Annotated in this window: 20 protein-coding genes; 14 read left to right on the top strand and 6 right to left on the bottom strand. The window is 61.8% G+C overall.

Annotated features, from left to right (window positions below):
• Positions 1-53 precede the first annotated feature (53 nt).
• The 9 genes from LGQ10_RS02870 to LGQ10_RS02830 all read left to right on the top strand — a co-directional run bounded on the left by LGQ10_RS02870 (position 54) and on the right by LGQ10_RS02830 (position 8,148).
• Entirely contained in the window at positions 54-1,688 is a 1,635-nt protein-coding gene (locus LGQ10_RS02870; protein WP_226524622.1) for a methyl-accepting chemotaxis protein, read from the top strand.
• Positions 1,689-1,810: 122 nt separating this feature from the next.
• Positions 1,811-2,374, top strand: a complete 564-nt coding sequence (gene pnuC, locus LGQ10_RS02865; RefSeq protein WP_058436222.1) for a nicotinamide riboside transporter PnuC — start codon at positions 1,811-1,813, stop codon at positions 2,372-2,374.
• Positions 2,371-2,895 carry an AAA family ATPase gene (locus LGQ10_RS02860; RefSeq protein ID WP_058436223.1) on the top strand — a complete coding sequence of 175 codons (525 nt, stop codon included), beginning with the start codon at positions 2,371-2,373 and terminating at the stop codon, positions 2,893-2,895. Before pnuC ends, LGQ10_RS02860 begins: the two co-directional genes overlap by 4 nt.
• Positions 2,896-3,215: 320 nt before the next feature.
• Entirely contained in the window at positions 3,216-3,659 is a 444-nt protein-coding gene (locus LGQ10_RS02855) for a hypothetical protein (protein WP_058436224.1), read from the top strand.
• A 1-nt stretch (position 3,660) separates the two neighbouring features.
• Positions 3,661-4,239, top strand: coding sequence for an adhesin (locus LGQ10_RS02850; RefSeq protein ID WP_226524621.1), 579 nt, complete (start codon positions 3,661-3,663; stop codon positions 4,237-4,239).
• Positions 4,240-4,302: 63 nt separating this feature from the next.
• Positions 4,303-5,274, top strand: coding sequence for a heme utilization protein (locus LGQ10_RS02845; RefSeq protein WP_226524620.1), 972 nt, complete (start codon positions 4,303-4,305; stop codon positions 5,272-5,274).
• Positions 5,275-5,337: 63 nt separating this feature from the next.
• On the top strand, positions 5,338-6,018 hold the full coding sequence (locus tag LGQ10_RS02840) for a C39 family peptidase (protein WP_226524619.1): 681 nt from the start codon (positions 5,338-5,340) through the stop codon (positions 6,016-6,018).
• 46 nt (positions 6,019-6,064) lie between these two features.
• A complete protein-coding gene (locus LGQ10_RS02835) occupies positions 6,065-6,805 on the top strand; it encodes a hypothetical protein (RefSeq protein WP_226524618.1) in 741 nt (246 codons plus the stop codon).
• 47 nt (positions 6,806-6,852) lie between these two features.
• Complete coding sequence (locus LGQ10_RS02830) at positions 6,853-8,148, top strand: hypothetical protein (RefSeq protein WP_226524617.1); 1,296 nt, start codon at positions 6,853-6,855, stop codon at positions 8,146-8,148.
• A 69-nt stretch (positions 8,149-8,217) separates the two neighbouring features.
• Here LGQ10_RS02830 and LGQ10_RS02825 read toward each other — a convergent pair whose 3' ends face one another.
• Positions 8,218-9,543, bottom strand: coding sequence for a sigma-54 dependent transcriptional regulator (locus LGQ10_RS02825; RefSeq protein WP_058436138.1), 1,326 nt, complete (start codon positions 9,541-9,543; stop codon positions 8,218-8,220).
• A gap of 352 nt (positions 9,544-9,895) precedes the next feature.
• Here LGQ10_RS02825 and LGQ10_RS02820 point away from each other — a divergent pair, with 352 nt between their 5' ends.
• Complete coding sequence (locus LGQ10_RS02820) at positions 9,896-10,162, top strand: hypothetical protein (protein ID WP_058436139.1); 267 nt, start codon at positions 9,896-9,898, stop codon at positions 10,160-10,162.
• Positions 10,163-10,369: 207 nt separating this feature from the next.
• Here the strand turns inward: LGQ10_RS02820 and LGQ10_RS02815 are convergent, their stop codons facing one another.
• Positions 10,370-12,517 (bottom strand): phosphocholine-specific phospholipase C, encoded by a 2,148-nt coding sequence (locus LGQ10_RS02815; protein WP_226524616.1) that lies wholly within the window; start codon positions 12,515-12,517, stop codon positions 10,370-10,372.
• Positions 12,518-12,845: 328 nt separating this feature from the next.
• Positions 12,846-13,856 carry an adenylate cyclase gene (locus LGQ10_RS02810; RefSeq protein WP_413247581.1) on the bottom strand — a complete coding sequence of 337 codons (1,011 nt, stop codon included), beginning with the start codon at positions 13,854-13,856 and terminating at the stop codon, positions 12,846-12,848.
• A 317-nt stretch (positions 13,857-14,173) separates the two neighbouring features.
• On the opposite strand from LGQ10_RS02810, the gene nhaB reads away from it, so the two are divergent.
• On the top strand, positions 14,174-15,676 hold the full coding sequence (gene nhaB, locus LGQ10_RS02805; RefSeq protein WP_226524615.1) for a sodium/proton antiporter NhaB: 1,503 nt from the start codon (positions 14,174-14,176) through the stop codon (positions 15,674-15,676).
• Positions 15,677-15,731: 55 nt separating this feature from the next.
• Here the strand turns inward: nhaB and LGQ10_RS02800 are convergent, their stop codons facing one another.
• Genes LGQ10_RS02800 through gnd form a run of 3 tightly spaced genes read right to left on the bottom strand, consistent with a single transcriptional unit; the run spans position 15,732 to position 19,044 of the window.
• Positions 15,732-16,553: a Cof-type HAD-IIB family hydrolase gene (locus tag LGQ10_RS02800; protein WP_058433519.1), complete on the bottom strand. Its 822-nt coding sequence runs from the start codon at positions 16,551-16,553 to the stop codon at positions 15,732-15,734.
• Positions 16,550-18,067, bottom strand: a complete 1,518-nt coding sequence (gene zwf / locus LGQ10_RS02795) for a glucose-6-phosphate dehydrogenase (RefSeq protein WP_226524614.1) — start codon at positions 18,065-18,067, stop codon at positions 16,550-16,552. The genes LGQ10_RS02800 and zwf overlap by 4 nt, the downstream gene beginning before the upstream one ends.
• Positions 18,064-19,044: a phosphogluconate dehydrogenase (NAD(+)-dependent, decarboxylating) gene (gene gnd / locus LGQ10_RS02790; protein WP_058433521.1), complete on the bottom strand. Its 981-nt coding sequence runs from the start codon at positions 19,042-19,044 to the stop codon at positions 18,064-18,066. Before gnd ends, zwf begins: the two co-directional genes overlap by 4 nt.
• A 433-nt stretch (positions 19,045-19,477) precedes the next feature.
• On the opposite strand from gnd, the gene LGQ10_RS02785 reads away from it, so the two are divergent.
• From LGQ10_RS02785 to LGQ10_RS02775, 3 genes are all read left to right on the top strand, one after another.
• Positions 19,478-19,660, top strand: a complete 183-nt coding sequence (locus tag LGQ10_RS02785) for a DUF6026 family protein (RefSeq protein ID WP_226524613.1) — start codon at positions 19,478-19,480, stop codon at positions 19,658-19,660.
• A 247-nt stretch (positions 19,661-19,907) separates the two neighbouring features.
• A complete protein-coding gene (locus LGQ10_RS02780) occupies positions 19,908-21,650 on the top strand; it encodes a phosphoethanolamine transferase CptA (protein WP_058433523.1) in 1,743 nt (580 codons plus the stop codon).
• 262 nt (positions 21,651-21,912) lie between these two features.
• The gene (locus tag LGQ10_RS02775; RefSeq protein ID WP_226524612.1) at positions 21,913-22,152 is read left to right on the top strand and encodes a hypothetical protein; all 240 of its coding nucleotides are present in this window, start codon (positions 21,913-21,915) and stop codon (positions 22,150-22,152) included.
• Positions 22,153-22,458: the final 306 nt, after the last annotated feature.

The raw sequence follows: 22,458 nt of genomic DNA, 5'->3' as shown, positions 1-22,458 counted from the left end.
TTGGATGCTCGGAGTCGTTCATGACAAGAACAAGAAGCTGGAGTGACCGGATAATGAATAGCTTGCGAAAAATGTCCATCAGTCAGCGCCTGTGGCTGATCCTGGTCGTGGCGGTACTGACCCTGGTGATCCTGGGCGTGATGATGCTCCAGCAGATTCACGGGGACCTGTACCAGGCCAAGGCACAGAAAACCCAGCACGTAGTCCAGACCGCCGCCGGCGTGCTGAATTACTACCAGGGGCTGGAGGCCGCCGGCAGCCTGAGCCGCGAGCAGGCACAGCAGCAGGCGCTGCAGACGATCCGCGGGCTGCGCTACAACCAGAACGACTATTTCTGGATCAACGACCTGACACCCGTGATGATCATGCACCCGGCCAACCCCAAGCTGGATGGGCAGAACCTGGCCTCGATCAAGGACCCGGACGGCTTCGAGGTGTTCAACGAAATGGTGACCCTGGCCAAGAGCAAGGGCGCCGGCATGGTCGACTACCGCTGGCCCAAGCCTGGCGCCCAGGATCCGGTACAGAAGACTTCCTATATCCAGCTGTTCCAGCCCTGGGGCTGGATCATCGGCTCGGGGGTGTACATCGATGACCTGCAACAGGAGTTCCAGGCCCAGGTGCTGCGGGCCTCTTCCGTAGGCCTGGTGATCGCCCTGCTGATGGGCGCGCTGGTGGTACTGATCGTGCGCAGCATCGTGCGCCCGCTGCGCGAAACGGTGCACGCCATGGCCAACATCGCCAGCGGCGAGAGCGACCTGACCCGCAGCCTGGACACCCACGGCCAGGACGAAGTCACCGAACTGGCCCGGCACTTCAACGGCTTCACCGCCAAGTTGCGCGGGGTCGTGACCGAGCTGCAATCCAGCGCCGCCGCCCTGGCGCAATCGTCCAGTGACCTGGGCAGCAACGCTTCACGGGCCCAGGAACGCTGCCAGCAACAATCACTGCAGATGGACCAAGTGGCCGCCGCCATCAGCCAGGTCACCACCGGCGTACAGGACGTCGCGCGCAGCGCCGAACATGCCTCCGAAGAAGTCCGCGAAGCCGAGGTCCGGGCCCGGCAGGGCCAGGTCAACATCGACAGCAGCCTGCAGCAGATCGACCAGCTTTCCGGGACCATCGACCAGGCCGTGGAGGTAATCCGCACCCTGGCCGCCGAGAGCACCCAGATCGGCTCGGTGCTGGAAGTGATCCGCTCCATCGCCGAGCAGACCAACTTGCTGGCCTTGAACGCTGCCATCGAGGCCGCTCGCGCCGGTGAACAGGGACGCGGTTTTGCCGTGGTGGCCGACGAGGTACGCCTTCTGGCCCAGCGCACCCAGCAATCCACCGCGGAAATCCAGGGCATGATCGAACGCCTGCAAAATCATTCCGAGGCGGCAGTGCGGGTGATCGGCGACAGCAGCCGGGCCTCCCAGGCGACCATCGAGCAGGCCGGGCTGGCCGGGACCAGCCTCACTGCCATCGGCCAGGCCCTGCGTACCCTCAACGACCTGAACGCCTCGATTGCCAGTGCCACGCTGCAACAGGCCCATGTGGTCGAAGACATCAACCACAACGTCGGCCAGGCTGCCGGCCTGTCCCAGGGAACAGCCCAGGCGGCCCAGCACTCCAGCGCCGCGAGCCGTCATTTGAAGGAGCTGTCCGAACAGCTCAACAACCTGCTCCGGCAGTTCCGCGTCTGACCCCGCAGCCCGGTTCGAATCCGCCAGCGCTCGGTGCGCAGGCGGATTCAACCGACACCTGACGTCCGCTCCCCAGTCTGGGTACAATCCGCCCCCTCCTTCATTTCCCCAAGGAATACATCATGTCCGGGCTTGAACTGTTTGCCGCCGCGCTCGGCGTCATCGCCGTCTGGCTGACAGTCCGGCAGAACCCCTGGTGCTGGCCGGTCGGCCTGGTCATGGTGCTGCTCTACAGCTGGATCTTCTTCGAGGTCAAACTCTATTCCGACATGCTGCTGCAGGTGGTCTACGCCGTACTGCAGCTCTATGGCTGGTGGCAATGGACCCGTGGCGGTGAGCAGCATCGCGGACGCCCGGTCAGCCAGCTGAAATCTCAGGCCCTGCTCCAGGGCCTGGCCCTGGGTGCTCTCGGCAGCCTGCTGCTGGGAGCGGCCATGGCCCACTGGACCGACGCCGCGCAACCCTGGCTCGACGCAGCCTTGACCGCCTTCAGCCTGGTGGCGCAGTGGTGGATGGCCCAGAAGCGCGTGCAATGCTGGCCCCTGTGGATCGCGGTGGACGTGATCTTCGTCGGCCTGTTCGTCTACAAGCAGCTGTACCTGACCGCGGCGCTGTATGCCCTGTTCACCCTGCTGGCCATCCAGGGCTGGCGCACCTGGCGTGCCGATCCGGCCCTGCAATCGTGAAGGTACTGGTCCTGACTGGCCCGGAATCCAGCGGCAAGAGCTGGCTGGCGGCTGAACTGCAAGCCTGCTTCGGTGGCCTGCTGGTGGGCGAGTACGTGCGCCACTTCATCGAGCAGGAACGCCGTGACACCTGCCTGGCCGACATCCCCGAGATCGCCCGCGGCCAACTGGCCTGGGAGGATCAGGCCCGGGCTCGGCAGCCAGCGCTGCTGATCCTCGACACTCACCTGCTGAGCAACATCCTCTGGAGCCAGGCGCTGTTCAACGACTGTCCTCGCTGGCTCGAAGAACAACTGCTGGCCCGGCATTACGACCTGCACCTGCTGCTGTCGCCGGAACAGGTGCCCTGGAGCGCCGACGGCCTGCGCTGCCAGCCGCAACTGGAAGAGCGCCAGGCCTTCTTCGAGGACACGCGCCGCTGGCTGGACCAGCACCAACAACCCTATCGGGTCATCGGCGGCGATTGGTCGGCACGCCGCAAGCAGGCTTTCGAGTGGGTTGGCCAGTGCCTGCTGGATTGAAGCCCCAGCCACCCCAGTGTCCATTTCTGAAACACTCGCCCTGTGAGCAAGCCGCCATTTTCCGGGACCGGCGCCAGCCACCCGGCAAACTGTCACGCCAATGATACAGCCCCTCGACAACCCCCATGCCAGAGCACCGCACCGGTTATGGCCAATGGCCTTGCCTTGACCCTGTCTCGGATTTGAAACAGATGCGGTGGCCATTCGCTGTGAAATTTTCCAAGTCTTTGATTATCGGGAATAAATAAAAAGCGGCACGGCTTCTGCTCTCTCCTTCCCAACGCTGACTAGGGCCAGCACTGATAAGAAGGAATGCCGCCGTGGGGACTCTGCATAAAAGTTTCACCCGCCTCTTGCTGATCGGTTGTGCCATCAGCGCGGTACCCAGCATTCCGGCCCTCGCGGCAGGTAATGGCGAAATCGTCCTTGAGCGCCAGGTGCACACAACGGCCATCGGCCGCTCGCGCAATCTCGATACCCATCCCACGACCGTCAACAGCAATCCTTCGGCGGTGGTCACCAACATGACCAATGGCGAGATGAGCGACAGCGATTTCGCCGGCGTCAGCAGTGGAGCCCTGGTGCGCGGTGCGGTGCTACCCACCGGCAACGGCATGGCCGGCATGAATACCGTCACCAACCCCAATGGCCTGCCCGGCATGAGCGCGGGGCACGGCGGCGGTTCCGGCGCCTCGATCTCCAACTCGATCAACCGCTCCATCGGCTCCGCCATGGCGCCCCTGAACAACATCGGAGGCCGTTGAGATGAAGTCTTCACTGATCCTGCTGGCCCTTCTGGGCTGCGCCTCGGCCATGGCCGACGGCGGCAGCCAGGTCCAGGACACCGCAACCCTGAGCAATTCCGGCTCCAGCTACAAAGGCAATCTCAACATCAACCAGGCCGCCGGCGACCAGCAACAGCAGGCCAACGTGCGGGCCATCGCCATCGGCACCCAGGTCGGGGCCAGCACCAGCGTCAACCAGAAGATCACCACGCCAGCCGACCGCTCGGTCAATGCCAGCAGCACCATCGGCGGCAATTCCTTCAGCAATGGCAACGGCGCCCTGGGCGTGAACCAGTCGTCCGGCGCCAACAACCAGATGGTCAATGCCTTGCGGATCAGCATCAGTGCCAATCCGCAAGGCATGGACGACAGCGCGCTTTCTCAGCAGAACGTCGCGCTGTTACCAAGCTCGGGCGCACCTGATACCCATCAAGGCAGCCGCCAGGTCGTTACCAGCGACCAGGCCTTCACCGGCAGCCGGGGAGTCGTCCAGGTGAACCAGAGTGCCGGGGTGGGGAACCAGATGGCCAACACCCTGAGCATCCGGGTCGCAGATTGACCCTTCGTAGTGCGATTGGAAAGTACCAACACTTAACCAACTAATAAGCACCGGAGAAACACCATGAAACCAACAATGGCTCTCAAACCACTGGTTTTCGCACTGGCCGCCGTCATGGCAATGGCTGCCCAGGCAGGTGGGAACAATAACGGTCACCACGGTCATGACAATGGCCACGGCAATCAAGGTCCGGATCTCAACACGCTGCTGCAAATCACCGCCGGGGCCGGTGCTGCAGTGATCGACGTACAAGACAGCAACACCAACGTGGTGAAAAACCAGGGCACCAACAACAACGCCAAGATCGAGGGCTCGCTCAACGGCTCCAATGGCAACATGGGCGCCAACGTCGCCGCCGGCGATGGCAACCAACAAGACAACGCCGCCGCCCTGGCCACTGCCGATGAACGCTTCATCTTCGGTAGCGCTATCGCCGTGTCCAGCGCCACCCAGATGAACGACAACAACTACGTGAAAAACTCCTCGACCCAAAACAACGCCGTGCTCAACAACTCCGGCAACAACGGTTCCGGCAACCTGGGCATGAACGTCACCGCTGGCGACTTCAACCAACAGAAAAACAACCTGGCAATTGCCGTGTCCGGTGGCCGTGTAGCGACCGCTGCAACGTCGGCCAACCAGTCCTCGACCAACCTGGTCGTGGAAAACAAAGGTGTCCAGGCCTACAAGAAAGACACCCTCAGTGGCGGTTTCGTAGCCTCCGGAACCTACAAAGGCACCGGCAGCGGCAAGATCGAAAGCGACGATCATGGCCATGGCTATGGCAACAAAGGCCATGACAACGACGATCAGAAACTCACCTTCAAAGAACAAGGCACTGTCGAACTGGCTGGCTACTGGACCCAGCAAGTGCTGACCAAAGACGGCTGGAAAGCCCCAGTGGTCAACAACGCCAGCATGACCAACTCGATGAACGGCTTCTCCGGCAACGGTGGTGCCAACGTCTCGGCTGGCGTGGGCAACCAACAAAGCAACTCGCTGTCCATCGCCGCCGGCTGCAAAGCCTGCATGTAGTCGCGATCGTAACGAAAGCCCCGGAAACGGGGCTTTTCCACAGTCTTACCAGGCGTGACGATCATGCGTACTGCAATCCTTATTCTGGCGCTGAGCCTGTGTGGCCCGGTGCACGCAGCGCAAATGGCATTTGCCGGCCTCCCCGATGGAGGCTTGCTGTTCAAGAACGTACAAAGTGTGCGTGAACGCAAATTCAGCAACCTCGTCGAGCAGAAAACCGACTTCAGCTGCGGTGCCGCCGCCCTGGCGACCATCCTGCGCCAGGCCTACTGGCTGGATGTCGACGAGGAACATGTGATCAAGGGCATGTTGACCACCTCGGACCACCAACTGGTGCAGACCCAGGGTTTTTCCATGCTGGACATGAAGCGCTACGCCGAAAGCATCGGCATGCGCGCCCGGGGCTACCGGATTCCGCCCGACAAGCTCGAAGCCGTGAGCATCCCCGTGGTGGTGCTGATGGACATCCGTGGCTACAAGCACTTCGTGGTACTGCAGCGGACCCAGAAAGACTGGGTATACATCGGCGACCCGGTCCTGGGCCACAAACGCTATACCCGTGACGATTTCGTCAAAGGCTGGAACGGCATCGTGTTCGCCATCATCGGCCCGGGCTATGACAAGACCAACGCCTTGCTCGACCCACCCTCCCCGCTGACCGCCAAAAGCAAGCTCGACGGCTTCTACCCGGTCAAAGACGCGGAGCTGATGGATTTCGGTTTCATCCAGAGCGACTTCTTCTAGAAGCCCAGACCACTAAAAAAGGGGCAGGATGCTCCGGGAGCAGCAGATGAAGACTTCATACTGGCTGGCGGCGGCCTGCCTGGCAGCAGCGCTTCCGGCCCATGCGGGTTTCCGGCCCATCGAAGTGCAGGACCAGGAGTTGTCGCAATTGCGCGGCCGTTATGTCATGCCCGGACGGATCATCAGCTTCGGTGTCGTCATGAGCAGCACCTGGCGCAATGCCAGTGGCGATCTGATTGGCGCCAGCAGCACCCTGCAGATCCAGCAGTCCACTGTGCAACCACAATTTTATGTCACCACCATCAACCAGACCGGCAACGGCAGCACGCCCTCCCAGGGCACCGGCAACGTGATCGGCGGTGCCGGCCTGGGCTCCGGCCAGGGCGTGACGCAGGTAGTGCGGGCCGCGGGGGATGGCAACGGCGCCTACAACAACGTCAGCATCAACGTCAGCGAGGCCAACCAGGCACCTGCATTGGCCAGCAATGCGGGCCAGGCCCTGCTCAGCGGCCAGACCATCACCGGTAGCAATGCGGCAGGCAGCGTCTCGGTCTCCGCCCTCAACGGTGGCGTCCAGATGGCGATCCAGGCCAGCGCCAACCAGGGCAGCACCTTGCAGCAAGTGGCCCAGGGCAACGTGTTGCAGAACACCCGGCTGCTGGGCAACAGCAACCTGGTGAACAACCTCACCCAGCTCAATGTAGTGCTGCAGAACAACGGCCCCAGCACCGGTGCGCTGGACTGCAACCTGACCACGCTCAACGGCCTACGCAACTTGAAATTCTGAACTACGCTGCTCTCGACCATTGGGGTTTACAAAGGACGGTTTATTTCATGTATCGATCGGTTTCACTGCGCGCGGTGGTATGTCTGAGCACCCTCTTGCCGGTGGCGCTGCACGCAGCGCCTGAATCGGACGTCGAGGCCCTGAAACGCGAACTCCTGGAGCTCAAGCAGCGCTATGAAGTGCAGCAGAAGGCCCTGGCAGTGCTGGAGCAGCGGGTCCGCCAGGTCGAGGACCAGCCTGCCGCCCCACCGCCCAAACGCCTGGTGAAATCGCCTTCCGAACTCAAGGGCAACCAGCAAGTGGCGGGCACCGGGGCCAATGCAGCCTCCGGCGGCGCGGGTGGTGGGGCCAGTTACGGGCAGTCGCTCAAGGATGATTCGACTCCAGCCCAGAGTGTGACCAACCTCTATGACGAGGCCAGCGGCTTCTTCGGCGGCGGCAAGTTCAGCTTCGAGACCGGCCTGTCCTATGCCCGCTACGACACGCGCCAGCTGACCCTCAATGGCTTCCTGGCCCTGGATTCGATCTTTCTGGGCAGCATCAACCTGGACCGGATCAAGTCCGATACCTGGACCATGGACCTGACCGCCCGCTATAACCTGGACAACCGTTGGCAGTTCGATATCAACGCACCGGTGATCTACCGCGAATCGACGTACTCGTCCGCCGGTGCCAGTGGTGGTTCCGGGCGGCAGATCTCGGAAGATACGGTCACCCGCAACCCGACGCTGGGCGATGTCAACGTCGGGGTCGCCTACAAGTTCCTCGACGAATCCGACAGCCTGCCCGACGCCGTGGTCAGCCTGCGGGTCAAGGCGCCCACCGGCAAGGACCCTTTCGGCATCAAGTTTGTACCCAAAGAGGACAACAGCAACCTGGCGGTACCGGAAAGCCTGCCGACCGGCAACGGCGTCTGGGCCATCACCCCGGGGATTTCCCTGGTCAAGACCTTCGACCCGGCGGTGCTCTTCGGCAGCCTGTCCTACACCTACAACATGGAAGACTCGTTCAGCGACATCAGCCCGAACCCTTCCGACAAGGCGCCCGGCAAGGTCAAGCTGGGCGACAGCTTCCAGATCGGTGCCGGTGTGGCCTTCGCCCTCAACGAGAAGATGAGCATGGCCTTCTCGGTCTCCGACCAGATCCAGCGCAAGAGCAAGATCAAGTATGACGGCCAGGACTGGCAGTCCGTGCAGTCCAGCGATGCCAATGCCGCCTACTTCAACGTCGGCATGACCATCGCCGCCACCAACCACCTGACCATCGTGCCCAACCTGTCATTGGGCATGACCCAGGACGCCCCGGATTTCACCTTCAGCCTGAAATTCCCCTACTACTTCTGACCCCGCCCCCACCCGGACCAAGGCCCGCCGCGATTCCCCAATCGCGCCGGGCCTTGGTTTTTTTCCGCCCTAGCGGATCTGGTGCTTGTGCAGCAGGCGGTAGAAGGTCGGGCGCGAGATCCCCAGGACCCTGGCCGCGACACTGAGGTTGTCGCTGTGGCGGTTCAGCACGTCGCACAGGGCCTGGCGTTCGGCGCGGTGCTTATAGTCCTCGAGGGTGCCCATGGGCGCTTCCTGGGCTGACAGGCCCTGCAGGCCCAGATCACTGGCCTGGATCTGCCGTCCCTCGGCCAGGACCAGGCCCCGGCGTACCCGGTTGGCCAGTTCACGGACATTGCCCGGCCATTCGTGCTTGCCCATGGCCACCAGGGCATCCTCGCTGAAGCTGCGGGGCCGGCGCCCGGTTTCCTGGCTGTAGAAATGTGCAAAGTGGCTCGCCAGCATGCCCAGGTCACCATGGCGTTCACGTAACGGGGCGGTAATGACCTGCAGCACATTGAGCCGGTAGTACAGGTCCTCGCGAAAGCGACCGCTGGTGATCGCCTGTTCCAGGTCCACGTGGGTTGCCGCCAGCACCCGCACATCCACCGGAATCGGCTGGCTGCCGCCCACTCGCTCGATGTGTTTTTCCTGCAGGAAACGCAGCAGGTTGGCCTGCAATTCCAGGGGCAGGTCACCGATTTCGTCGAGGAACAGCGTTCCGCCGTTGGCTGCCTCGATACGTCCGACCTTGCGCTGATGGGCGCCCGTGAACGCACCTTTTTCATGGCCGAACAACTCGGACTGGATCAGGTGCTCGGGGATAGCTCCGCAATTGATGGCGACAAAGGGCTTGTCATGGCGTTGCGACTGCCGATGCAGGGTGCGCGCCACCAGTTCCTTGCCCGTGCCGCTCTCCCCCCGGATCAGCACCGGGGACTCGGTAGGCGCCAGTTTGCCGAGCAGTTTGCGCAGATCGCGGATCGAACGACTGTCGCCCAGCAGTTCGTGCTCGGGCTGGTCCACATGGACCGAACCCTGGCCCCTCAGGCGAGCCATGCCGAATGCCCGGCCCAGGGTCACCTGAACCCGCGACACATCGAACGGCAAGGTATGAAAATCGAAGAACCACTCGCAGACGAAGTCCCCGACCTTTTGCAGGCGCAGCACTTCCTGGCTCAGCACGGCGATCCACTCGGTGCCGCTGCGGCTGATCAGGTCCTTGACTGCTTCGGGACGTTCCAGGTGAAAGGGTTGCAGGCGCAGCAAGCCGACATCGCAGGAGCGTTCACGGGCGGACTCCAGGTCACAGCTGTCGACATCCCAGCCAATGGTGCGCAAACCGGGCAACAAGCGATGGCAATCATCACAGGGATCGACCACCAGCAACCGACGCTGCACAGGAGCTTCGAGCATGACTGTTCCTTGCTCCAGAGAGCGGAAAAGTTATTAGAAACAGTGGTTTGGCAAATCTGGCTGTAACATTAGCAAGAACTTGACGCGTGAATGTATCGATTGCTTATAGCGCTGATTGCCAAAGGAACTAAAGTGCCTTTCCAAGTCTGCATTCGAGCGACCGATTGTCGCAGTAGTTTTTTAAAAACCCCGTAACTAAGGGCTCTGCCCCGGGGCTTGCACACAGAAGATGTAAAAACTTGTTTTTCGGTGTGACCCGCCCCCTACCTCAGTGCATCAGTACCAATAACCAGCCGAACGGTAAGCCCAACCGACGGCACGTCATTTGATTGGGCACATAGAGAGAGACCCCATGAACGCCCCGCTCCGTATCAACGAAGCACTTTTGATCGCCGACCGCGCATTCCAGCCTTTCCAATGCGTGGCCTGGGCTCCACAGGACGGTAACGGCGAGTTGAGCCTGACCGTCATCGACCGTACCAGCACCCGTATCGGCCACGCCCAGATTCCTTGCAGCGCCTATTCCGATCCAGCCCAGCTGGAGCACCTGCTCAAACAGGCCCGTGCCGAACTGAGCGAGGACGGTTACACCCTGCAGTCCTGGGTCATGCCCAAGTAAGCATTACCAGCAGCGGATCACCCAACATGAGTGATCCGCTGTTTGACACTGCAACTAAGCTAGTGCTTCAGCCGCCCTCTCCTGCTACGCCTTTTGTTCCGGCGCTAGTTGCCCCTGCAGTTCTGGCAAGTTGCCCCTGCCAGTTTCTTCGCTGATCGAATCAGCATCTTTTCCAGCCGTTTTCCGGCAACTTTTCCAAGCTGTTGTTCAAGGCTGGCCCATCAGCGGATCGCTGATGCTGTGGTCGCCGGTTTCCAGGCGCCCGGCGACCCTGCGCAGCCAGCCGCCATCACTGTGCAAGGTCAGGTCATGCCAGCCGCCGCTGGATTCACAGGCGAAGACCTGGCGCACCTCGCCTCCCGCCGGGATCGACAGGGTCCAGGGGCCCTGCTGGGTGTAGGGGCAACGATCGACCGTGACCGACACGGCGTGCTCCCCCGGATTGCTCAGGGTCAGTTGCAACTGATGCTGGCTGGAAGTCACCAGCACTTGCGGCTGGCGCTGCTGTATCTGGCCGTGAAAGCTGCGATGGAAGCCATTGGGGCCCAGCACCCAGAGCTGATAGCGCTCCACCACGGTCCAGCTGTCCTGCAGCGATTTGCCTGCCTCCACGGTATAGCGCCGTGGCAGATCGCCCAGGTGCGGGGCGTCGTAGACATGGAACACGGCTCCCTGGGTCCCGGTGTTCTGCAGGCTCAGGGACACGGTCCGGGCCTTGTGGTCCACCTGGCTGTCGACATGCAATCGGTACGGCAAGGCCCGCGAAGGACGCGACAGGCGCTTCTGGTGTGGTGCCAGTTGCTGGCTAGTGGACGGTACCGGCACCGGCAGCAGTTTTTCCTGGCGCTGGCGCAGGCTGTCGGCCGCCTGGCGGGTGGTGGTCTGCAAGGCTGGCAGCGGTTCGTGGTTGGGATCGACGAAGTTGAACGCCGAGGTCAGGTCGCCACAGACCGCCCGGCGCCAGGCGCTGATATTCGGCTCGCGAACGCCGAACCGCGTTTCCAGAAATTGCAGGACCGAGGTGTGGTCGAACACCTGCGAGTTGACCCAGCCACCACGACTCCAGGGCGAAAGCACCAGCATCGGCACCCGAGGCCCTGGTCCGTAGACACCGCCGTCAGGCCGCGGCTGCTGAGTCGACCCGGGCGGAGCCGGATGCTTGAACAGCTCGCTGTCGAAGCCCAGGGTGGATTTGCCGGCGAAACTGCCGTCCTTGCGCTGGGAAGGTGCCGAAGGTGACGGGACATGGTCGAAAAAACCGTCGTTTTCGTCATAGGTCACCAGCAGCACGGTCTTGCTCCAGACCTCGGGGTTGTTGGTCAGGGCCTGCAGGATCTCCTGGGTGAACCAGCCGCCTTGCACCGGACTCGACGGCCCGGGGTGTTCGGAATAAGCCGCCGGGGCCACGATCCAGCTGACCTGGGGCAACTTGCCGGCCTGTATGTCGTTGCGAAAACCGCCAATGATCGCCTCCAGGTTGCTGCCGCTGCTGGCTGGCAGGGTATTGCCGTTGCCCTTGTACAGCGGTGCCACGGCATTGAGCGCATCGGTGTAGGGCACGAAGGCATTGAACCCGCTAGGCGGTTGGGCCGGGTTGCCCACCTGGACGCTGGCGGCGCGATACGGGCGAAAGCCCGCCAGGGGGTTGTCGCCGAAGTTGTCCGGCAGATGCTGGTAGACCTTCCAGCTGACGCCCTGCTGCTCCAGGCGCTCGGGGTAGGTCTTCCAGTTGTAGCCGACGTTGGCCGGCCCGGGGCCGTCCCATTCGTTGACCACCGCAGCCACCTGCCCGCCCGTTGGTCCGTTGGTGCCGGTCCAGAGGAACAGCCGGTTGGGGTTGGTGCCGGCGTGCACCGCGCAGTGGTAGGCATCGCACAGGGTGAAGGTGTTGGCCAGGGCGAACTGGAACGGCAACTCCTGCTCGCGGTAGTAACCCATGGAGGTGCTGGTCTTGTGGGTGGGCCAGGCGTTCATGCGCCCATCGCTCCAGGCCGAATGGGCATCGCTCCAGGTGTGGGGCGTTCCGCTGACGCGCTGGGCGTTGCCCCGGGTGCTGTCCAGGTGATACGGCATGACCACCCGGCCCTTGCCCTGCTGCTCCCAGACTTCGCGCTGGCCGGCCAGGGGAATGGTGAAGCGGTCGCTGAAACCGCGCACGCCGGGGAATGTGCCGAAGTAATGGTCGAAGGAGCGGTTTTCCTGCATCAGGATGACCACATGCTCGACATCCTTGATCGTTCCCGTGCGGTTGTTCGCCGGTATTGCAAGCGCCTGGCGGATCGAAAGCGGCAAAGATGAAAAGAACGAACCGATGGCGGCGGCTTGCAAGAGCTTCCTGCGTGAAATATTGGGCATGGAGAATTGAGTCCTTGTGATTGCAACGCGATAGATAACGCTGCCTGCAAAGTATTCATTTCAAATAACAATGCAGTGACACTGGCGTTGCAATAACTCCAGACCCTACCAACAACTTCATATCGCCACTTATTGCAGGCTTGCCAATACCTTATATGCGCAGGGTCCCGGAAGAATCTTTCATGAATAAAACACCCGAGTTTGCCCAATGTGATTAACCGTTCGATTGCCTGTGGGGCCGAACAGATAGAAGTGCATATGTGCCGGGAACAGTTCTGAACTTGTTCCCGGCGCAATCGGTCGATGGGAGTACGCGCCTAGTGCAACGCTATTGCAGTTCGTCGGCTACTTCGTTGCGCTGAACCCGCAGAGGATTGAAGGCCAGGCGGATGAACTGCGGGTCTCGCGCCAGCTTGTAGTCCTCGCCGACGAAGTAGGCCTTGGCCGCCGGATCGTTCTTGGCCAGGTACAGGATCCACGCCGTAGTGATCCCGGCGAACTCGTTTTCCCTGACGACTCTTACCGGGCTGAAATGCGTGGCGTTATGAGCGGTGGCACTCCAGCCAGGCACCGTCCTGATCAGCCCGCCCTGCCAGAGCCGTGGCCAGGCCCAGGCCGGCACCACCACATCGGCCGCCCCGGTGAGCACCAGCGTTGGCGTACGTACCGTGGACCCCAGCCCAATGGGGCCGGGCTCGATCGGCAGCGAGCCGATGAAGTCCAGTTGCGGGTCGATGGCCTTCAAGGTCTGCGGCATCAGGCTCGAGGAAAGAATCGAGGCCCCGCCTCCCGCCGAGTGTCCCGCCACGATGGTGCGCGACAGATCGACCTTGCCGAACAGCGGCGAGGTCGGGTCCTGGTTGAGCTTGCTCAGCTCCACCGCCCCCAGCACATGCATGCTCGGCGCGGTATTGATGAAGTCGGAAGACACCACCACGATGAACCCGTAGCTGGCCCACAACCTCAACATGTCGGTGTATTGCCCCTGGTTGGAAAGAATGCCACCGACGAAGTTGACCACCGGCAACTTGTCCAGACTTTTTATATTGGCCGGATAATAGACACTGGTTGAAACGGGACTGGCGAAACCATACGGAAAGGACTGGTTGCATTGGAGGTTGTTATCCAGCAACAGTATCCGTGCCAGCACACCCAGCAAACCACGACAATCACTCAATACCGCATTGGTTGCCACGGTGTAGGGTCCTGGTGACTTGGCGAACTGTTCATTGGCCAGTCCCAGCGCCGGAACCAGTTGCGAAGCCCCCGCCAAACTTGCTGAAACCAGGAACATACTGCCCACACAGAGTTTTACCGCCAGCTTGCGCATCGCTTTCATTGAAATTCCCTTTATTTGCCTGCTTTCCCTGCAAGGCCGAATACTGCCGCCTGGCCGTGCCCCCTTACTGTTGGTTGGATGGTCTTCGGGGGCAAACTGCAATACCCCTGAAACACTGCCGCGTGAGTCGAGCGACAGCCTGGCGCGACCCTAGAACAGGACAAATTCGAAGGTCAACGGTTATTTGCCGCCGGCCGCCTCGTGACGGCCGAACAGGCGCTGCTGGCCTGGCAGATTGTGGCAAAAGATTTCATAGTTTCTTGATTCTCCCTGGCGCTTGCGGCAACTTGCGCGCTTCTCACTACAAGGAGCAGCCCATGTCCGGCTCAATGGCCCAGGCGTTCGCGCATAATTTTCTCGGCCAATCTCCGCGCTGGTACAAGGCAAGCATTGTCGCGTTCCTGCTGCTCAATCCTCTGCTGTTCTTCAGCGTCAGCCCGGCGGCTGCCGGCTGGTGCCTGGTGATCGAGTTCATCTTCACCCTGGCCATGGCCCTCAAGTGTTATCCGCTGATGCCCGGTGGCCTGCTGCTGGTCCAGGCGATGTTGCTGGGCATGGCCACGCCCCAGGCGCTGTACGAGGAGTTGCAACACAACTTCCCGGTGATCCTGTTGTTGATGTTCATGGTCGCCGGCATCTATTTCATGAAGGAACTGTTGCTGTTCCTGTTCTCCCGCCTGTTGTTGGGGGTGCGCTCCAAGGCACTGCTGGCGTTGCTGTTCTGCTTCCTGTCGGCCTTTCTCTCGGCGTTTCTCGACGCCTTGACGGTCACGGCGGTGATCATCAGCGCCGCCGTCGGGTTCTATTCGGTGTATCACCGCGTGGCGTCGGGCAACGATCCGCGCCAGGACAGTGGCTACGGCGACGACCGCCACATGCCGGCCCTGCACCATGACGACCTGGAACAGTTCCGCGCCTTCCTGCGCAGCCTGCTGATGCATGGCGCCGTGGGCACGGCCCTGGGCGGCGTCTGTACCCTAGTGGGCGAACCGCAGAATCTACTGATCGGCCATGAGATGGGCTGGCACTTCGCCGATTTCTTCCTTCAGGTGGCGCCGGTGTCGCTGCCAGTATTGGCCGCTGGCCTGGTGACGTGCATGCTGCTGGAACAGCTGCGCTGGTTTGGCTACGGCACCCTGCTGCCGGACAACGTGCGCCAGGTCCTGGCCAACTACGCCGCCGAAGACGACGCCCAGCGCACTGCGCGCCAGCGTGCAGCATTGTTGGTACAAGGCCTGGCGGCGCTGATCCTGATCGTTGGCCTGGCCCTGCATGTGGCCGAAGTCGGGCTGATCGGCCTGCTGGTGATCGTACTGATCACCGCCTTCACCGGGATCACCGACGAGCACCGACTGGGTAACGCCTTCAAGGACGCCATGCCCTTCACCGCGCTGCTGGTGGTGTTCTTTGCCGTGGTGGCGGTGATCCACCAGCAGCAGCTGTTCACCCCGCTGATCCAGTGGGTGCTGGCGCTGCCGGCGGACAGCCAGCCTGGCATGCTGTTCATTGCCAACGGGCTGCTGTCGGCGATCAGCGATAACGTGTTCGTGGCCACCATCTATATCACCGAGGTCAAGCAGGCGTTCCTCAACGGCCAGATGAGCCGCGAGCATTTCGAGACCCTGGCCATCGCCATCAACACCGGTACCAATCTGCCCAGCGTCGCCACCCCCAACGGCCAGGCGGCCTTCCTGTTCCTGCTGACCTCGGCGATCGCCCCCCTGGTACGGCTGTCCTATGGACGCATGGTCTGGATGGCCCTGCCCTATACCCTGGTGATGGGAGCACTGGGCTGGTACGCGGTCAGTTACTGGCTATAGAAGGGGTTGTCAGGGGCTGCCTTGGGCCCGCGAGGACCCCAAGGCGGTTGCAGACTCAACGCAGCAGGATATAGCGCTCGATCGCCTGGGCAGCACCGTCTTGCAGATTGCTGCCGGTGATCACGTCGGCCTGACTCTTGACCTGGTCCTCGGCCTGCCCCATGGCGATCGACAACCCGGCCCGCTGGAACATGGCTGGATCGTTGCCACCATCACCAAGCGCCGCGGTGCGCTCCAGGGGCACCCCCAGGTATTCGGCCAGCGTGACCAATGCCTGGCCCTTGTCTGCCTGCACGGCGGTGATGTCCAGGAACCGCGGCTGTGAACGGGAAACCTGGGCCTGTCCCGCCGTCTGCTGTTGCAGCCGTACCTCCAGCTCCAGCAGCAAGCGCACATCGCTGCTGGCTGCCACGACCTTGTCGATGCAGTGCAGGTACGCCTCGAAACTGTCCACTACCTGCGGTGCATAGCCCAGGGCCTGTTGCTCCAGGGGCAGCAGTGGCCCGTCCGGGTCGCGCACCAGCCACTGGTTGTCGGCGAAGACCCAAGTCTCCACCTGCGGATAGGTCGCGAACAACAGCAATGCCGTCACCGCCGCCTCCACCGGCACATGATGGCGGACCAGGTAGCGACCATCGGGATGGACGATGCTGCCGCCATTGAATCCAGCGCTGGGGACATCGATCCCAAAGGCTTCGAGCTGTTGCCTCATGGCCCTTGGCGGACGCCCCGAAGCCAGGCTGAAGACGATGCCGGCCTCACGCAGGGCGCGCACGGTATCCAGGGTGCGAGGGCTGATGCTGTGATCCGGACGCAGCAGGGTGCCATCCACATCGCTGAGCACAAAGCCTATGGGGTAACGGTCCGGCTCGCTCATCCCAAGGGACGCCAGACCCGGCCGTCACGGGCCAGCAACTGATCGCCCGCCTCCGGACCATTGGTACCGGCCGGGTACAGCTGCACCGCCGCATCCTGCTTCCAGGCCTCGAGGAACGGCTGCACCGCACGCCAGCCGTTCTCGATATTGTCCGCCCGCTGGAACAGCGTCTGGTCGCCGATCAGGCAGTCGTAGATCAGGGTCTCGTAGCCGGTGGACGGTTGCATCTCGAAGAAGTCCTTGTAGGCGAAGCCCGACTCGATGTTCGCCATGTCCAGGGTCGGCCCCGGTTTCTTGGCCAGCAGGTCGAACCACATGCCCTCGTCGGGCTGGATCTGGATTCGCAGGTAGGTCGGCATCAGGCGCTCGACCTCGGTGTCTCGAAATTGCGCGTAGGGCGCCGGCTTGAAGCAGATGACGATCTCGGTGTCGCGCACACTCATGCGCTTGCCGGTCCGCAGGTAGAACGGCACCCCGACCCAGCGCCAGTTGTCGATCATCACCTTGAGCGCAACGTAAGTCTCGGTATTGCTGTCGGGCGCAACGTTGCTTTCCTCGCGGTAGCCCGCCAGGGTCTTGCCGTCTGTCTGGCCGGCGCTGTACTGGCCGCGCACCGAGTTGGCACGGGCCTCGTCCAGCGTCCAGGGGCGGATGGCACCGACCACCTTGGCCTTTTCGCCGCGCACGGCGTCAGCGCCAAAGGCCGCCGGTGGCTCCATGGCCACCATCGCTAGCAACTGGAACAGGTGATTGGGCACCATGTCTCGCAGGGCGCCAGTGTTTTCATAGAAGCTGCCACGGGTTTCCACCCCGACGGTTTCCGCCGCGGTGATCTGCACGTGGTCGATGTAGTGATTGTTCCAGAAGGCCTCGAACAGGCTGTTGGAGAAACGGCTGACCAGGATGTTCTGTACCGTTTCCTTGCCCAGGTAATGGTCGATGCGATAGATCTGCTTCTCGCCCATGACCTTGAGCAGGCAGGCGTTGAGGGCTTCGGCGGTCTGCAGGTCGGAACCGAAGGGTTTCTCGATCACCACCCGACGAAACGCCTCGGGCCCCTCCTGCAGCAAGCCCGCGGCGCCCAGGCGCTGCACCACTTCACTGAAGAAGCGCGGTGCAGTGGCCAGGTAGAACACCGCGTTGCCAGTGCCGCTGGCGGCAATCCGCGCCGCCAACTCGTCATACGTAGCATCGTCCAGGAAGTCACCCTGGACATAGCTGATGCCCTGGGTCAGGCGGGCCCATACCCCAGCGTCAACGCTGGCCCCCTGCCCCTGTTTCTTCAGTACCTCGTCGCGAAGGAAGTCTTCCAGCAGGGTGGCGAACTCGGTGTCGCTCACCGCATTGTGGTCGACGCCGACAATCCGCAGCCCCTCGTCCAGCAAACCGTCGCGACTGAGGTTGTACAGCGCCGGCATCAGCAGGCGCTTGACCAGGTCTCCACGGGCGCCGAACAGGAACAGGGTGGTCGCCGGCGCCGGCAACGCCTTGGACTTCCTTCGCTCGGTGGTCATTTCTTCCCGGTCTCCACATGGCCGCCAAAGCCGAAGCGCATGGCCGACAGGATCTTGTCGCCGTAGGTCCCCTGGCCGCGCGAGCGATAACGGGCAAACAGCGAGTTGGACAACACCGGAACCGGCACCGCCTGCTCCATGGCCGCCTCGATGGTCCAGCGACCTTCGCCGCTGTCGGCCACCGAACCGGAGAAGCCGTCAAGCTTGGGATCACCGGCCAGCGCGTCGGCCGTCAGGTCCAGCAACCAGGAAGAAACCACGCTGCCACGGCGCCAGACTTCGGCGATATCGGCAACATTCAGGTCAAAACGCTGGTCTTCCGGCAGGCTGTGCGAGCCCTTGGTCTGGAGGATGTCGAAGCCTTCGGCGAAGGCCTGCATCATGCCGTATTCGATACCGTTGTGGATCATCTTGACGAAGTGCCCGGCACCGGCAGGGCCGGCGTGGATGTAACCGCGCTCGGCGCGATCGTCGCTGGCGACCCGGTCCTTGGTCCGAGGGATCGAGCCCATGCCAGGAGCCAGGGCGGCGAACAGCGGATCGAGGCGCAGCACTTCATCGGCATCACCGCCGATCATCATGCAGTAGCCGCGCTCCAGGCCCCAGACGCCACCGGAGGTGCCGACGTCGATGTACTTCAGGCCCTTTTGCGCCAGGTCCCGACCGCGACGGATGTCGTCCTTGTAGTAGGTATTGCCACCGTCGATGATCACGTCGCCCGGCTCCAGCAACTGGCTCAGGGCCTCGATGGTCTCCTCGGTCGGCGCGCCGGCAGGCAGCATCACCCAGACCGCGCGCGGCTGCTGCAACCCTGCCACCAGGGCCGGCAGATCGGCGACACCCTTGGCGCCTTCGGCGACCAGGGCACTGACGAAATCGGTATTGCGGTCAAAGACTACGGTCTCATGCCCATTGAGCATCAGGCGCCGTGCAATGTTGCCGCCCATGCGGCCCAGTCCAATAATCCCCAGTTGCATGTGCTGATGCTCCTACTGCAAAAATCCAGATCAAAAATATATAGCCCAATGGGCCAGGTGAAATTTCAAGGGGCGCAACTATACAAGGCACGGCGCTCCAAGACAGCGCAATCTTTACCCTGATGGACGAGTTCGCACGTCCAACTGCGCTCCATCCCCCCCCGCGACGACCTCCGTCACCCTGGCCTGATGGAAGATTAGTCCGCTGCACCTGCGACGAAGTTTCGCAAATGTTGAGGCGATAACGATGCAAATCGCCAGGAAGACACAGCGACCTTCAGAAATAAAAAAGTTCCTTTCACTCGAAAAATAAATAAAATTGCCTCCATCAGGCGGTTTGGCAACTCTGTGCCAGGTGCCTGCAACGGTGCTTTGTGCAAGGGAATGCGGATCGCAAAGCATAGTTCAGACCCGCCATTTGCGAGGTGAAGCAATGGGCACAGTTCTACCGGCAAGGCCTGCACAAACCCTGTATGTCACCATTCGTCGTGACGAATTACGCCAACTCAAAGACGAGCGCGACCAGCTGAAAGACGAGCTCGCACAATTGCGCCAGTTGCTGCAAGACCAGGGGCAGCTGCCGGTAATGTCCCGGGCGCTTCGTTCCGCGAATTGAACCTCGCCCCGAGCACGGCCCGGCGCTGTGCTCCCCCCTTCCCGCTTTCGCGCCCTGCCCCTTCTCCCGGTGGCCAAGAGCCGTCCATCCCATCTGGACACGGGTACGAAATACCAACGTTCTGCTGACGAACTTTTCACACTTGACTCTCGATACTCCCGGCCATTGTGGCCGTCTTGTTACACAAGGCGGTCTTCATTGGTGCCGGACCGGCGGCCAATGATCATGGTTTCCTGGGGAGCGCTGAATGGCATTGTTCAAACGCGGCAACACGTCTGCGACAGGTTTCGACTGGATGGGGCTGCTCTGGCTGTTCCTGTTCTTCTGGTACTTCTCGGGCATCACCCAGCTGCTGATCCAGCTGACCGACACCTCCGGTTTCGCCGGTTTCCGCCAAGCCTTCCTGATGAGCGCCATCTGGCTGGCCCCAATGCTGCTCTTTCCGGCACGCACCCGGCTCATGGCCGCCGTCATCGGAATCGTGCTCTGGGCCTGCTCCATGGCCAGCCTCGGCTACTTCTTCATCTACCAGCAGGAATTCTCGCAAAGCGTCATCTTCATCATGTTCGAGTCCAACCCCTCGGAAGCCGGTGAATACCTGACCCAGTACTTTGCCTGGTGGATGCTGCCGGCGTTCCTTGCCCATACCGCCCTGGCCTTCTTCCTCTGGACCCGCCTGCGCCCGGTGTACCTGCCCAGGCTCCAGGGCCTGGCCGCCGCCGTGGCAATCCTGGTGGCCATCGTCGGCTACCCGCTGGTCAAGCAGATTTCTCGTACCGATACCCTGGCCCAGGGCCTGGAGAAATTCGAGACCCGCATCGAACCTGCAGTGCCCTGGCAGATGGTGGTCGCCTATCGGCGCTACCGCGAGCAACTGAACGGCATGCAGGGCATGCTCGACAGCGTCAGCAAGATCCCGCCCCTGACCAATCTCCAGGACAGCATGGCCAACCAGCCGGCAACCCTGGTACTGGTGATCGGCGAGTCCACCAACCGCCAGCGCATGAGCCTCTACGGCTACCCGCGCCAGACCACTCCTGAGCTGGACAAGCTCAAGGACCAGCTGGCGGTGTTCAACAACGTCATCACCCCGCGCCCCTACACCATCGAGGCCCTGCAGCAGGTACTGACGTTCGCCGACGAAGAGAATCCCGACCTGTACCTCAAGACCCCATCCCTGGTCAGCGTGATGAAGCAGGCGGGCTACAAGACCTACTGGATCACCAACCAGCAGACCATGACCAAGCGCAACACCATGCTCACCACGTTCTCCGAGCAGGCCGACGAGCAGGTGTACCTGAACAACAACCGCAACCAGAATGCCCGTCAGTACGATGGTGACGTCCTCGAGCCCTTTTCCAAGGCCCTGGCCGACAGCGCGCCGCGCAAGTTCATCGTGGTCCACCTGCTGGGCACCCACATGAGCTACCAGTACCGCTACCCACCGAGTTTCGACAAGTTCACCGACCGCCAGGGGGTGCCGGCCGGCGTGCGCGATGACCAGGTGGCGACCTACAACAGCTACGACAACGCCGTGCTGTACAACGACTTCGTGGTTTCCAGCCTGATCAAGGACTACGCCAAGACCGACCCCAATGGCTTCCTGCTGTACCTGTCGGACCACGGCGAAGACGTCTTCGACTCGGCCGGCCATGACACCCTGGGGCGCAACGAAGGCAAGCCCACCGCGCCGATGTACACCATTCCATTCATGGCCTGGGCATCGCCGAAGTGGCGGGCAACCCATGACTGGAACTTCGCCTCAGACCTCAGCCGGCCCTACATGAGTTCGCAACTGGTGCATACCTGGGCTGACCTTGCAGGCTTGAGTTTCGACCAGCTGGACCCTAGCCGCAGCCTGGTCAGCGACAGCTTCAAGCCACGGCCGTTGATGATCGGCGATCCCACTCAACGCCAGAACAGGCCCCTGATCGACTTCAGCCTGATGAAACCCAAGGCACCTGCCGACACCACCGTCGTCCAGAAGTAAGCCTGCTCTGCGCAAGGCCGCAACGGCTTTGCGCAGGCTTGCCTCCTGCCAATATACCCCGCCAGTCACCACTACCGGTCCACACTCGTGGGCCGGTGCAATCATCCGGGCCCAGCAGCCACGGACACATGATGTCGAAAATGTAATGATCGGCTCAGGCTGTCGTTAACCCTCACTTAATAGAATTCGGTTTAACTTCCCCCGTCACTTGCCATACAGGGACGAAGCAAGTAGCCGAATACTCTTGAGCAGGAAACACAGCATGAAACTTTCAACTATTGTACTCAGCGGCCTGATTCTCGCAGGCTCCAGCGCAGCCTTCGCCGAAGGTGGTTCCGAGCGCGTACAACAGTTCTACGAGAACTTCCGCGTCAACCAGCAGCAGATTCACGGGAACCAGACCGAGAATACTGCCAGGAACGACAAGCAGAAGCCCACCTCTTCATATTCCACTTCGGATGCCAAACAAGAAAAACAAGTAAGCCAGCAGCCCGACGCCTGATACAGCTTTTGTGCAGCCACTCTGGATAACTGCTCCTCAGCCAGAGCTGGATATTCTGGCGCCCCTCGTGGGCGCCTTTTTTATTGAGGTGCGTTTATTGAAATCAAAGTTTTCAAGTCAATGACCCAGGTATTACAAAACTGTCATGTGGCACATCGACGCGGACTCCTCGCTTAACATCCGCGCATCAATCGATCGGCCCACTGCTACCAGGAAACGAATTGAAACAACAAATCAACCACTGGCTCCAAGACACCCTCTTGCTGCGGAACCCTCAATAAACACGCCACTTCCGGCGCTCTGCCG

The organism is Pseudomonas sp. L5B5, assembly GCF_020520285.1.
Taxonomy (GTDB): domain Bacteria; phylum Pseudomonadota; class Gammaproteobacteria; order Pseudomonadales; family Pseudomonadaceae; genus Aquipseudomonas.
Note: the sequence above shows the minus strand (reverse complement) of the source record. Positions and strands in the feature narration are given on the sequence as shown.